This window comes from Streptomyces sp. NPDC127190 (assembly GCF_042672505.1).
In the GTDB taxonomy this organism is placed as follows: domain Bacteria; phylum Actinomycetota; class Actinomycetes; order Streptomycetales; family Streptomycetaceae; genus Streptomyces.
Genome location: NZ_JBHXVE010000014.1, coordinates 39,060 through 51,351 on the forward strand (window position 1 = coordinate 39,060; position 12,292 = coordinate 51,351).

At 71.2% G+C, this 12,292-nt stretch carries 9 protein-coding genes and 1 tRNA gene; 3 read left to right on the forward strand and 7 right to left on the reverse strand.

The features are described 5' to 3' along the window. Positions 1-76 precede the first annotated feature (76 nt). Both ACFVIU_RS21765 and ACFVIU_RS21770 read left to right on the forward strand, forming a co-directional pair. The gene (locus ACFVIU_RS21765; protein WP_385844406.1) at positions 77-2,278 is read left to right on the forward strand and encodes an elongation factor G-like protein EF-G2; all 2,202 of its coding nucleotides are present in this window, start codon (positions 77-79) and stop codon (positions 2,276-2,278) included. Positions 2,279-2,488: 210 nt separating this feature from the next. After that, positions 2,489-4,135 (forward strand): hypothetical protein, encoded by a 1,647-nt coding sequence (locus ACFVIU_RS21770; protein ID WP_385844408.1) that lies wholly within the window; start codon positions 2,489-2,491, stop codon positions 4,133-4,135. A 23-nt stretch (positions 4,136-4,158) separates the two neighbouring features. Here the strand turns inward: ACFVIU_RS21770 and ACFVIU_RS21775 are convergent, their stop codons facing one another. The 4 genes from ACFVIU_RS21775 to ACFVIU_RS21790 all read right to left on the reverse strand — a co-directional run bounded on the left by ACFVIU_RS21775 (position 4,159) and on the right by ACFVIU_RS21790 (position 8,740). Continuing rightward, a complete protein-coding gene (locus tag ACFVIU_RS21775) occupies positions 4,159-4,722 on the reverse strand; it encodes an HIT family protein (RefSeq protein ID WP_385844409.1) in 564 nt (187 codons plus the stop codon). 147 nt (positions 4,723-4,869) lie between these two features. Next, positions 4,870-6,846 (reverse strand): threonine--tRNA ligase, encoded by a 1,977-nt coding sequence (thrS, locus tag ACFVIU_RS21780; protein WP_385844410.1) that lies wholly within the window; start codon positions 6,844-6,846, stop codon positions 4,870-4,872. Between the two features lie 98 nt (positions 6,847-6,944). Further along, entirely contained in the window at positions 6,945-8,177 is a 1,233-nt protein-coding gene (locus ACFVIU_RS21785) for a hypothetical protein (protein ID WP_385844412.1), read from the reverse strand. Continuing rightward, on the reverse strand, positions 8,174-8,740 hold the full coding sequence (locus ACFVIU_RS21790; RefSeq protein WP_385844413.1) for a DUF4365 domain-containing protein: 567 nt from the start codon (positions 8,738-8,740) through the stop codon (positions 8,174-8,176). Before ACFVIU_RS21790 ends, ACFVIU_RS21785 begins: the two co-directional genes overlap by 4 nt. 168 nt (positions 8,741-8,908) lie before the next feature. Here ACFVIU_RS21790 and ACFVIU_RS21795 point away from each other — a divergent pair, with 168 nt between their 5' ends. Continuing rightward, complete coding sequence (locus ACFVIU_RS21795; protein WP_385844415.1) at positions 8,909-9,634, forward strand: 3'-5' exonuclease; 726 nt, start codon at positions 8,909-8,911, stop codon at positions 9,632-9,634. 60 nt (positions 9,635-9,694) lie between these two features. Here ACFVIU_RS21795 and ACFVIU_RS21800 read toward each other — a convergent pair. The 3 genes from ACFVIU_RS21800 to ACFVIU_RS21810 form a co-directional block, all read right to left on the reverse strand. Next, a tRNA-Val gene (locus tag ACFVIU_RS21800) sits at positions 9,695-9,766 on the reverse strand. Between the two features lie 39 nt (positions 9,767-9,805). Beyond that, complete coding sequence (locus ACFVIU_RS21805) at positions 9,806-10,255, reverse strand: SRPBCC family protein (protein WP_385844416.1); 450 nt, start codon at positions 10,253-10,255, stop codon at positions 9,806-9,808. A 225-nt stretch (positions 10,256-10,480) separates the two neighbouring features. Beyond that, a complete protein-coding gene (locus ACFVIU_RS21810; protein ID WP_385844417.1) occupies positions 10,481-11,521 on the reverse strand; it encodes an alpha/beta hydrolase in 1,041 nt (346 codons plus the stop codon). Positions 11,522-12,292: the final 771 nt, after the last annotated feature.

Sequence of the window (12,292 nt, forward strand, 5' to 3'; positions counted from 1 at the left end):
CGCCGGAGCCGCCAGTGCACGCGGGTCCCGCGCGACCGCGCCCACAGTGACCTCACCGTGTACGGGAGGCAGGATCATGGGCGACAAGACACAGACACACCACCCCGGGGCCGCCGGCAGTGCTCTGACGGCCGACCAGCCCTCGTCGGTACGGAACGTGGTGCTGGTCGGCCACTCCGGTTCGGGCAAGACAACCCTGGTGGAGGCCCTCGCACTGACCGCGGGGGCGGTGAACCGGGCAGGCCGCGTGGAGGACGGCGGCACCGTCTCGGACTACGACGACATCGAGCACCGGCAGCAGCGCTCCGTACAGCTCTCCCTGGTGCCGGTCGAATGGAACGGCATCAAGATCAACCTCCTGGACACCCCCGGCTACGCCGACTTCGTCGGGGAACTGCGAGCCGGCCTGCGGGCGGCGGACGCGGCCCTCTTCGTCGTCTCCGCCTCCGACGGCGTGGACGGCTCGACCCGCATGGTGTGGGAGGAGTGCGCGGCCGTCGGCATGCCCCGCGCCATCGTGATCACCCACCTGGAAGCCGCCCGCGCGGACTTCGAGGAGATGACCCGCACCTGCGCGGAGGTGTTCGGCGGCGACGACCCCGACGCCGTGCTCCCGCTGTACCTGCCGCTGCGCGGCCCCGAGGGGCCCGACGGACACGCGCCCGTGACCGGACTGGTCGGACTGCTGACACAGAAGCTCTTCGACTACTCGACCGGCGAACGCAAGGAGTCCGAACCCGACGCCGACCAGCTGCCCGGCATCGAGGAGGCCCGCAACCGGCTCATCGAGGGGATCATCGCCGAGAGCGAGGACGAAACCCTCATGGACCGTTACCTCGGCGGCGAACAGGTCGACCTCGACACACTGGTCCAGGACCTCGAGCGAGCCGTCGCACGCGGCAGCTTCTTCCCCGTCCTCGCGGCCGCCCCCGCCGCCGAGGGCGCACGCCAGGGCCTCGGCACGGTCGAGCTGCTCGAACTGGTCACCGGCGGCTTCCCGACACCGTTCGAGCATCCCCTGCCCGGCGTCACCACCATCGACGGCAAGCCGCGCGAGCTGAAGCCGTGCGACATCAGCGGTCCGCTGGTCGCCGAGGTCGTCAAGACCGCCTCCGACCCCTACGTCGGCCGCATCTCACTGGTCCGGCTATTCTCCGGCACCCTGCGCCCCGACCAGACCGTGCACGTCTCCGGACACGGCCTCACCGACCGCGGACACGAGGACCACGACGTCGACGAGAAGGTCGGCGCCCTCTCCATGCCCTTCGGCAAACAGCAGCGCCCGGTATCCCACGCCGTCGCCGGCGACCTGGTCTGCGTCGCCAAACTCGGCCGCGCCGAGACCGGCGACACCCTCTCCGCGAAGGACGACCCGCTGCTGATGGAGCCCTGGCAGATGCCGGACCCGCTGCTGCCCCTCGCCATCCAGGCACACAGCAAGGCCGACGAGGACAAACTCTCCCAGGGCCTGTCCCGGCTGGTCGCCGAGGACCCCACCATGCGCCTGGAGCAGAACCAGAACACCCACCAGGTCGTCCTGTGGTGCCTCGGCGAGGCACACGCGGACGTCGCCCTGGAACGGCTGCGCAGCCGCTACGGCGTCCAGGTCGACGTCGTCCCGCACAAGGTCTCCCTCCGCGAGACCTTCGCGACCAGGGCCACCGGCCGCGGCCGCCATGTCAAGCAGTCCGGCGGACACGGCCAGTACGCCATCTGCGAGATCGAGGTCGAACCGCTGCCCGGCGGCTCCGGCATCGAGTTCGTCGACAAGGTGGTCGGCGGCGCCGTACCCCGGCAGTTCATCCCGTCCGTGGAAAAGGGCGTACGCGCACAGGCCGCCAAGGGCGTCGCCGCCGGATATCCGCTCGTGGACGTACGGGTCACACTGCTGGACGGCAAGGCCCACTCGGTGGACTCCTCCGACGCCGCCTTCCAGACCGCGGGCGCGCTCGCACTGCGCGAGGCCGCGGCCGACGCGAAGATCCACCTGCTGGAGCCGGTCGCCGAGGTGACCGTGCTGGTCGGCGACGACTACGTGGGCACCGTCATGAGCGACCTGTCCAGCCGGCGCGGCCGCGTCCTCGGCACCGAACAGGTGGGCTCCGGACGGACCCTGATCCGGGCCGAGGTACCCGAGTTCGAGATCGGCCGGTACGCCGTCGACCTCCGCTCCCTCTCGCACGGCACCGCCCGCTTCGACCGCACCTACGCCCGGCACGAACCGATGCCGCCCCAGGTCGCGGAGCGCATCCGGGAACAGTCCGGAGACCGCGCCTAGTTCACCGCGCGCCACCCGGTGCGGGGCGGACGGCTTCGGCCGTCCGCCCCCGCCCTGTCGGTGGCGGCGGATACGCTGATCACCTGATCACGTCGTGCCGCAACCGTCCGGTAGTCGTCCGGAATCGGCAGCACGACCGGTCCAACAGGTGTGCGGAGCAAGGAACTCGGGAAGGCCGGAACAGCGACACCGGCGGCGATGGGGGCGGGAATGTCGTTTGGAACGGAGTGGGACGGACCCCAGGTGCCCGTCTCGGGCGACGGAAGTCAGGCGGCGACGGCCGCACTGGCCTCCGCGGCGTACCGGGACAGCCCGATCGAGGAGATCAAGAAGGCCGACAACGAATGGCACCAGTCGGCCGTCAAACCCGGCCGGATCAAGCTGTTCCGGCCGAACCTCGGCGAGGCCTACGCGCGGGCCGTCGTCGACCGCATGCTCGCGCCCGGCCGCAAGCCCCTCATCCAGTCCTTCGGCTCAGAACCCCAGTTCGTCGTCGAACACTGCCTGGCCGCCAACAACATCCGCCGCGAGCGGGACAACCGGCTGACCGCCGTCACCGTCCTGTGCGGCCTGCTGTTCCTGCCCGGACTCCTCGCCTGGCTGCTCGTCTTCCAGCTGCGCACGTTCGTCGCCAAACGCGACGACAGACGAGCCGGACCCCTCGCCACGGCACTGCTCCTCGGCGTCGGCCTGCTCGCCGCACTCTTCCTGATCAAGATGCCGTTCACCGGCTTCTGGGCCTGGTACGCACGCGCGGCCGTCGCCCTGCCCGTACTGGGCTGGTTCCTGGCCAAGCGGATCTGCGAACGCACCGCCCACGACCTGCGGGCCCGCTGGGACGGCCTGCTGTCCGGGACCAGCGTCGGCGCCAAGGTCCCGGAAGCCGTACCCCGCGCCCCCGGCGAGACCGCGGCCGAGGAACTGCGCCAGTCCCTGGCCCGGCTCAGCGCCGAACAGCAGTCCAACTCGGTCTTCTACGCCGGCCCCAAGGGCATACTCGGCATGGGCACCCGCTGGGGCTCCTGGCAACTCGCCGAAGACCTGCTGTCCGCCGACCCCACCCGGGAGATCCACCCCTTCCGCAGCTGGGACGTGATCCGCGCGATCCACGACCAGCTGTCCCTGCTGGAACGCGGCCCGCTGAACACCGGCGGCTTCCCCAAGCCCTCCATACGGCACTGGATCGTCACCCCCATCGGCGAGGGAGCCACCGCCGTGTCCCGCCCCGAGGGCGCCGACGTCGAGGCCTTCCAGGTCAAGCCGCACGCCATACAGGACATCTGCAACAAGCAGCAGTTCGGCAGCGGCGACCGGCACTACCTCGGCGTGCAGTGGACCCTGTGGGACGGACAGCTGGTCATCACCATGCTGATCACGGTCACCGTGCTGCACCAGACCCTGCGCATCGAGGTCACCGGGCACGCCCTCGGCCCGGTGAACTCCCTGTTCACCACCAAGCCGGAAGCCCCGAGCAAGGAGGTCGCCAAGACCCTCAAGCCCTGGGAGACCCGCAAGATCATGCTGCCGCTGGTCACCGCCGACGAGGTGGTACGACTCGCCGCACGCGCCCCGCTGACCTGGTACCCGCCGCTCCTCAACTGGCTCGGCGGCTCACTCGGCCTGCCCGAGCCGTTCGGCCTGCGGCACGCCTGGGCCGACCAGCCCTGGCGGCACCGCTTCATGGCCGACGACGCGCTGCGCGCGGCCACACCGGTCCTGCGGGTGGTGCACTCGGCCGCACTCAAGGTGCTCGCGGACCATGGCGTGGACACCGAGAAGTTCGGCACCCGGTCGGCGTTCCTCAGCTCCCAGGTGCAGGACCCGATGCCGAAGAAGGCCGACCTCTACGACGCGTGAGCCCCGGCGGCCGGCTCAGGCGCTCACGCCGAGGCGGGCCACGCCTCCGCCAGCATCTTCCTGGTGTCCGCCAGGAGCTGCGGCAGCACCTTGGTGTGGCCCACCACCGGCATGAAGTTCGTGTCGCCGCCCCAGCGCGGGACGATGTGCTGGTGCAGGTGGGCGGCGATGCCGGCACCCGCCACGGACCCCTGGTTCATGCCGATGTTGAAACCGTGCGCGCCGGACGCGGTGCGCAGCGCCGTCATCGCCTGCTTGGTCAGCTCGGCCAGCTCGGCGGTCTCCGGGCCGGTCAGATCCGTGTAGTCGGCCACATGACGGTAGGGCACGGTCATCAGATGGCCGCCGTTGTACGGGTAGAGGTTGAGGACGGCGTAGACATGCTCGCCGCGGCGGACGATCAGCGTGTCCTCGTCGGACTTGGCCGGAATCGAGCAGAAGGGGCAGCCGTCCTCGGCTCCGGGACCGCTCGGCTTGTTCTCCCCCTGGATGTAGGCCATGCGGTGGGGGGTCCACAGGCGCTGGAACGCATCCTGCGTCCCGACTCCGATCTGCTGCTCCGGCTCACTCGTCATGCTAGGCAGCATATGGCGTCCGGGTGAGGTACAGGGCAGGGCCCCCGGCGAGATCAAGTCAGTCACCGGGGGCCGACCCCCGCGTCGGCGGGGAGCAGAGCACCTTGTGCGTGTGGGCCTTGCGAATCTTGGGATCACCCCCGCATGCGCGGGGACCCATCACACCTGTACGCGACGCTCCACCACATCAACGAGCTTCGCGATCGCCTCGTCACGCGGAATGCCGTTCTCCTGCGAACCGTCGCGGTAGCGGAAGGACACCGTGCCTGCGTTCATGTCGTCGTCGCCGACAATGATCATGAACGGCACCTTCTGCTTCTGCGCCGTCCTGATCTTCTTCTGCATACGGTCCGAGGAGGAGTCGACCTCGACCCGCAGTCCCTTCTTCCTGGCGTCGGCGGCGAACTTGTCCAGGTACTCGACGTGGGCGTCACCCACCGGAATACCAACCGCCTGGACCGGCGCCAGCCACGCCGGGAAGGCGCCCGCGTAGTGCTCCAGCAGCACCGCGAAGAACCGCTCGATGGAGCCGAACAGCGCGCGGTGGATCATGACCGGGCGCTGCTTGGAGCCGTCCGGGCCGGTGTACTCCAGGTTGAACCGCTCGGGCAGGTTGAAGTCGAGCTGGATGGTCGACATCTGCCAGGTGCGGCCGATCGCGTCCTTGGCCTGGACGGAGATCTTCGGGCCGTAGAAGGCGGCGCCGCCCGGGTCCGGGACCAGCGGCAGGCCCTGCTTCTCGGCGACCTGGCGCAGCGTCTCGGTCGCCTCCTCCCAGACCTCGTCGGAGCCGACGAACTTCTCCGGGTCCTTGGTCGACAGCTCCAGGTAGAAGTCGGTCAGACCGTAGTCGCGCAGCAGGCCGAGGACGAAGGTGAGCGTCTTGTCCAGCTCCTCGGACATCTGCTCACGGGTGCAGTAGATGTGCGCGTCGTCCTGGGTGAAGCCGCGGGCCCGGGTGAGGCCGTGCACGACGCCGGACTTCTCGTACCGGTACACGGTCCCGAACTCGAAGAGGCGCAGCGGCAGTTCGCGGTAGGAGCGGCCGCGCGCGTCGAAGATCAGGTTGTGCATCGGGCAGTTCATGGGCTTGAGGTAGTAGTCCACGCCCTCGTCGAGCTGCATGGGCGGGTACATGCCGTCGGCGTACCAGTCCAGGTGGCCCGAGGTCTCGAAGAGCTTCCCCTTCGTCGCGTGCGGGGTGTAGACGAACTCGTAGCCCTCTTCCTCGTGGCGGCGCCGCGAGTAGTCCTCCATGACCCGGCGGATGATGCCGCCCTTGGGGTGGAAGACGGCGAGGCCGGAGCCGATCTGCTCCGGGATGGAGAACAGGTCGAGCTCGCTGCCCAGCTTGCGGTGGTCGCGCTTCTCGGCCTCGGCGAGGAAGTCCAGGTACGCCTTCAGCTCGTCCTTGGACGGCCAGGCGGTGCCGTAGATGCGCTGGAGCATCGGGTTCTTCTCGCTGCCGCGCCAGTAGGCGGCCGCGTTGCGCATCAGCTTGAACGCCGGGATGAGACGGGTCGAGGGCAGGTGCGGACCCCGGCAGAGGTCCTTCCAGCACAGCTCGCCGGTCTTGGCGTCCAGGTTGTCGTAGATCGTCAGCTCGCCGGCGCCGACCTCGACGTCCGCGCCGTCGTCGTGCGACGCCGAGCCCTTGAGGCCGATCAGCTCCAGCTTGTACGGCTCGTCCGCCAGCTCCTCGCGGGCCGCCTCGTCGGTGACCACGCGACGGGCGAACTTCTGCCCGCGCTTCTGGATCTCCTGCATCTTCTTCTCGATGGCCTTGAGATCCTCGGGCGTGAACGGCTTCTCGACGTCGAAGTCGTAGTAGAAGCCGTCCTTGACCGGCGGGCCGATGCCCAGCTTGGCCTCGGGGAACAGCTCCTGCACGGCCTGCGCCATGACGTGCGCGGTGGAGTGGCGCAGGATGTTCAGGCCGTCCTCGGACGAGATCTCGACGCCCTCGACCTCGTCACCGTCGGACAGTGCGTACGTGAGGTCCTTCAGCTCGCCGCCCACGCGCGCGGCGATGATCGAGCGCTCGCCCGCGAAGAGGTCGGCGGCCGTAGTGCCCGTCGTCACCACGCGTTCTTCCCGCTCGGAATCGCGTTGGATGATCACACGGACGTCTGACACCGGTCTCTCCTGACTGAAGGTGGGTGCGGCGCCATACCAGGAGCGCGCGCACAGGCGATCGTACCGACCCCTCGGCACCGACCGCGAAACGGTCACCCTCAGTCCCCGTCCCCGTACGCCTCGCCACATGCCTCCTCGAAGAAGTCGAGGTTCTCGTGCAGGGACTTCATCAGCCGGTCCCGCTCGGCCTCGTCCACCTGGACGGGGACGACGCCGGAGGCGCCGGTGAGCCGGCGGAAGCCGCCGCGGCGCTCCAGCCGGCCGTGTATGCGCACCGGCAGCCCGACGAGGTGGGCGTGGCCCGCGATGCGGTAGTCCTCCTCGTCCAGGGTGACGCGGACGTGCGGGACCTCGGCTCCGGCGAGGACGCGCAGCCGGACCGTGCCCGGGCCGCCGGGGCCGGCGCGGCGCATGCGGACCACGGCGCCGGTGATCCGGACCGGTACGGAGGGTTCCGCGTGCAGATAGCGGGCGGCGGCCTCGCGCAGGGCGGGCAGGTCGCCGGGCGAGAACTCGACGGGCTCGGCGGAGGCGGCGCAGCCCTCGGGGACGCCGGCGCCGGGCGCCCAGGCGACCGCGATCCGGGCGCCCTCGGTGCCCCGTACGAGGGTGGTGAGCGCTTCGGTGAGTTCCCGGCTGACCCCGGCCTGGACCGCGCCGTCGAAGGCGTCCATGCCGCCGGTGGCCCGCCGGTAGTCGATGGCCTCGCGGGCGGCGTACAGGGCCTGGTGGAGGCGGACGGCGAGGGGGCGGGCGGTGGGTACGGGGGCGAAGACGGTGAGGCGGTGGCCGTCGGTGGCGGGGCCGACGAGGAGGTGTTCCAGGAGGGCGGTCGCGGGGCGGCGGTGGCGGGCGCCGTGGTAGCCGGCCCGGGCGCGGGTGGCGAGGGCGGCAGCGAGCAGCATCTGCCGGGCGGCGGTGTGCAGTTGCTCGTCGGCCGCCCAGGGCGCGGTGCCGGCGGGTCCGCTCGGGGTCTGGCGCCACCAGCGGATCTCGTCGCTGGGTACGGCGAGGGAGATCAGCACCTCGCGTGCGGCGGGGGTGTCGCTGCGGGCGAGGGCGTCGAGGGCCTCGCCGAGCAGGTCGTCGCTGTCGGGGAAGGCACGGTTCTCGGGGACGAGCAGGCTGGTGGCGTGGCCGGCCGGGCCGGGCGGGGTCCAGCGGCCGTACCGTCCGGGGGCTCCGCCGCGCCGCTGCCAGCCGTGCCGGCGCAGCAGGGCGCCGAGGACGGCGGGGTCGACCCCGGCGGGCTCGGGCGGGCTGTTCCAGGGCGGGTCGTCGGGGTGCGGGCGGGCCTGGCGGGGCGGTTGCCCGTACGGACGGCTTGTCATGGCCTGCCTCCCGTCCCGACCCGCGTCATGATCTCGCAGAGCGCGCGGTCGTCGAAGATGCGCGAGGTCGGGATCCGCACGGTGGTCCGCTGCCGCCCGGTGACCGGGTGGCCGGCGAGGTTGACCCAGTAGCAGCAGTGCCTGAGGTCGAGCCGGTCGTGTCCGGCGCGCAGCCACTGGTCCTGCGAGCGCGGGACGATCATGACGACCAGGATCTTGTGGACCGTGACCGGGGTGCGGGCGAGCTTGCGCAGGTGGTCGTTGTCGAGGGTGAAGGAGAAGGAGGGCCCCGGAGGGCGGGGGGCGACCTGGTACGTGGCCTTCAGCTGGACCTTGATCGTGACCTCGTCGTCGACGGTGTGGCCGGGGGCGCTGTGGCTGACGTGCCAGTCGATGCCGTTGTCCGGGAAGGGCTGGGACAGCGAGCAGCCGGCCGCGGCGGCGACCGCGTGCAGATAGCCGACCTGCAAGGTCTCCATGCAGGCGGTGGTGGCGAGCGTGCCGCGAAGGGTGCCCGTGCGATCGGGCAGCAGCCCGCCCCGCTCGGGCTGCGCTATGGCCATGACCAACAGCCTTCCAAGCCAAGTGTTTCCCCGCTGAGGGCCGCTGAACTGCAAAGACCCGTACTCCTGTTGTCTCCTTCCGGCGTACGCCGCAAACGGCCCGGGTATCACCAAACGGGCAGAAGACGGAACGCCATCTGCCGTGGGTGAACGAGGAGTTGGGTTGCGATGACGACCTGGTACGAGGGGCCGTTGGCCGCCTTCGACACGGAGACGACGGGCGTCGACGTCGAGACCGACCGGATCGTGTCGGCCGCCGTCGTCGTCCAGGATGCGCCGGGGACCCGGCCCCGGGTGTCCCGCTGGCTGGTGAACCCGGGTGTGCCGGTGCCCCAGGCTGCGACGGACGTGCACGGGCTGACGGAGGAACACCTGGCGCGCAACGGCCGCTGGCCGGCGCCGGTCATGTACGAGATAGCCGAGCAGCTGGCGGAGCACGCGGCGCTGGGCTGTCCGCTGGTGGTGATGAACGCGCCGTTCGATCTGACGCTGCTGGACCGGGAGTTGCGCCGGCACCGGGCGTCCTCGCTGGACCGCTGGTTCCGGTCGGTGCCGTTGCGGGTGCTGGACCCGCGGGTGCTGGACAAGCACCTGGACCGGTACCGCAAGGGGCGGCGCACGCTGACCGACCTGTGCGAGCACTACGGGGTGGCGCTGGAGGGCGCGCACGACGCGGGCGCGGACGCGCTGGCCGCGCTGGAGGTCGTACGGGCGCTGGGCCGGCGTTTCGCGACCCGGCTGGAGCGGCTGTCCCCCGGCGAGCTGCACACGCTCCAGGCCGGCTGGCATGCGGCGCAGGCGCGGGGGCTCCAGGCGTGGTTCGCGCGCAGCGGTTCGGAGGAGACGGTCAGCACGGAGTGGCCGCTGCGGCCGGAGCTGCCGGCGGCGGCGTAGGGGCGGAGCGGTCGGGCAGCAGAAGAGCCGGTCCGCTGCTGCGGACCGGCTCTCTCCCGGTGGGCGATACTGGGTTCGAACCAGTGACCTCTTCGGTGTGAACGAAGCGCTCTCCCACTGAGCTAATCGCCCGGGAACGCACTGAACAATACAGGTCCGGGCGCCGTTCGTTCAAACCGCCCGCAGATGGCGCAGCAGTCCGCGGTGTCCGGCCCGCATCATCAGCCGGTGGTTGAGGCGGAAGAGGGGCCGCCCGGGCACGGCGAGCCGCCTGAGCAGGGGCTTGCGGACGTCGACCTCCTGCTCGTACCGGACGAGGGTGCCGGTGCCGTCGGGGGTGACCGTCCAGCGTGCCCAGCCTTCGATGTCGCCGGACAGGGTGACCTCCAGGGTCCCGGTGGCGGGGTCGCGGCGGGCGGTGCGCAGGGTGCAGGTCATGGCGTAGGGCAGCGCGGAGCGGATGGTGATCACGCCGGTGTCGGCGTCCAGCCTGGTGACCGACCGGACCTGTGGCCACCAGCGCGGATAGTCCTCGGGCCGCTCGAGTACGGCGTACACGGTGTCCGGCGTGGTGGCGGGCAGGGGCCATCGGCTGAGGAAGCGGTAGTGCATCCAGTCCATGGACGGAGTCTGCCCGCGCGACGGCGCACGGAAGTGATCCGGGGTCAGATTACCTGCCGATGCCGGGGACTTGAGGTCGAGAAGAATTCCACGCTTGTCGTACTTCCGAAGAAATGTGACGGTGTTTTGGAAAACGTCCGGTGGATTTCCGCCCGCGGCCTGCGTCGGCAACTTCTCCCAGAACGACAGATACGTCTCGAAGACCCCACCAGTAGTAACGGATCGTCACTGGCGGGGTGAGCAGGACCGGGCGGGCAGGGTGGCGAGCCAGTCGACGAGGATTCGATTCGTCTCGTCCGGGCGTTCCTGCTGGACGAAGTGGCCGCAGCCGTCCAGCAGGTGCGAGCCGAGCAGGCCCGGCAGGGTGTCGGGGAACGCCCGTACGGCGTCGGCCAGCCAGCCGAGGGACGCGTCCTGGGCGCCGGCGACGAACAGTGACGGCTGGGTGAGCGGGGCACCCCGGTGGGGCGCGAGGTCCGCCCAGTCCCGGTCCATGGAGCGGTACCGGTTCAGCGCTCCGGTCATCCCGGTCCGCTCGAACTCACCGGCGAAGACGTCCAGGTCGCGCTCGCTGAGCCAGACGGGCCGGCGCCCGGCGGGGAAGCGTTCGCGCAGGGTGCGGTGGGGGTGGGCGAAGTAGGGGCTCGGGGCGGTGGCTGTGTCGACGTCGATGGCCATGTGGACGTCGGTGTCGGTGCCGTTGTCGAGGGGCATCGGAACGGTCTCCGGGGAGAGGGCCGCGTAGAAGCCGGCGAGCCAGCCGCGGACATCGGGCTCGATCTCCGCCTCCGCGCGGCCGGGCTGCTGGAAACGGGAGACGTAGAACTCCTCCTCCCCGCCCATCCGCGCGAACACCTCACTGGGCCGCGGTCCACCGGGCGGGGTGTACGGCACGCTCAGCAGACCCACCGCGTGGAAGACGTCGGGCCTGGTCAGCGCGGAGGTGGCGGCGATCGTGGCACCCCAGTCGTGCCCGACGACCACCGCCGACCGCTCCCCCAGCGCCTCGACCACGGCGACGTTGTCCGCCACCAGCTCGAGCATGCGGTAGGCGTCCACGGCCGTCGGCCGGGAGGATCGGCCGTAGCCGCGGACGTCGACGGCCACGGCGCGGTAGCCGGCGGCGGCCAGCGCGGGCAGCTGGTGGCGCCAGCTGTACCAGCACTCCGGGAAGCCGTGGAGCAGCAGCACCAGCGGGCCGCGGCCCTCCTCCACGAGGTGGACGCGGCCGGCGGGCGAGCGCACCAGACGGTGTTTCTGCGGCATGGGGCCTCCTGAGGCGGGGCCTACGGCGGCGGACGGACCGAGGAGCCTCGGGGCATGGGCCCGCCGGATTGCGACCCCCTGTTGCCGACCGCCGCGTCGGCCTGGTCTGCGGGAACACCGGTCACGACCGGCTGGGGCCCATGCTCCGGCGAGGAGCCGCGAGGACACGAGCGATATTGCCGTTCCGGCAAAACACCGTCCACTGCGGGACGGGGTGCCAGTCGGGGGCGCCAGTACGGCGGGACGGAGCTGCTCAGTGGGGGGCCAGTGCTGCGGGCCGGGACGCCGGGGGCCGGGGTGGCTCTGCCGCGCGCCAGGGTCACAGGGCGGGGCAGGGGCCCCTCGGACGCGGTTCAGAGGCCCCCCTCGATCCGGGGCGACGGCCACGGTGCCCGCCCCCAGAATCCGGGCGACGGCCACGGTGCCCCCGCCCCCAGAATGGAGCCGGGAGGGCCGGAGCATCCCCCCGGCCACCGCAACCGCGAGAGCAGCCCCACGCCAGCCGCCACAGCCCCAGCCGCCCTCGACGCCGACGGCCGCACAGCCTCAGCCCTTAAGGGCTGAGGCCTGCACCGCACGGGTGGGGGCGATGTGGTCAGGTCGGCGGCCTCGAGGCCCTTCGTGTGGTTCGCCGCGTTTCACTGCCGGAGCAGCTGGGCTCGCAGGCACTCGCACCGGGGGCGGGAACGCCGACGGCGGCGGCCGGGCGGGGGAGGGGGGGGCGGGGAGGGGGGGGGGGTGGGTGGGTGGTGGCAAACTTAGAATAGGGGT

What these genes read in the sequence shown, in the direction of transcription:
- ACFVIU_RS21765 (WP_385844406.1), top strand. Translation starts at nt 77, where the DNA reads ATGGGCGACAAGACACAGACACACCACCCCGGGGCCGCCGGCAGTGCT.
- ACFVIU_RS21770 (WP_385844408.1), top strand. Translation starts at nt 2,489, where the DNA reads ATGTCGTTTGGAACGGAGTGGGACGGACCCCAGGTGCCCGTCTCGGGC.
- ACFVIU_RS21775 (WP_385844409.1), bottom strand. Translation starts at nt 4,722, where the DNA reads ATGCTGCCTAGCATGACGAGTGAGCCGGAGCAGCAGATCGGAGTCGGG.
- ACFVIU_RS21785 (WP_385844412.1), bottom strand. Translation starts at nt 8,177, where the DNA reads ATGACAAGCCGTCCGTACGGGCAACCGCCCCGCCAGGCCCGCCCGCAC.
- ACFVIU_RS21790 (WP_385844413.1), bottom strand. Translation starts at nt 8,740, where the DNA reads ATGGCCATAGCGCAGCCCGAGCGGGGCGGGCTGCTGCCCGATCGCACG.
- ACFVIU_RS21795 (WP_385844415.1), top strand. Translation starts at nt 8,909, where the DNA reads ATGACGACCTGGTACGAGGGGCCGTTGGCCGCCTTCGACACGGAGACG.
- ACFVIU_RS21805 (WP_385844416.1), bottom strand. Translation starts at nt 10,255, where the DNA reads ATGGACTGGATGCACTACCGCTTCCTCAGCCGATGGCCCCTGCCCGCC.
- ACFVIU_RS21810 (WP_385844417.1), bottom strand. Translation starts at nt 11,521, where the DNA reads ATGCCGCAGAAACACCGTCTGGTGCGCTCGCCCGCCGGCCGCGTCCAC.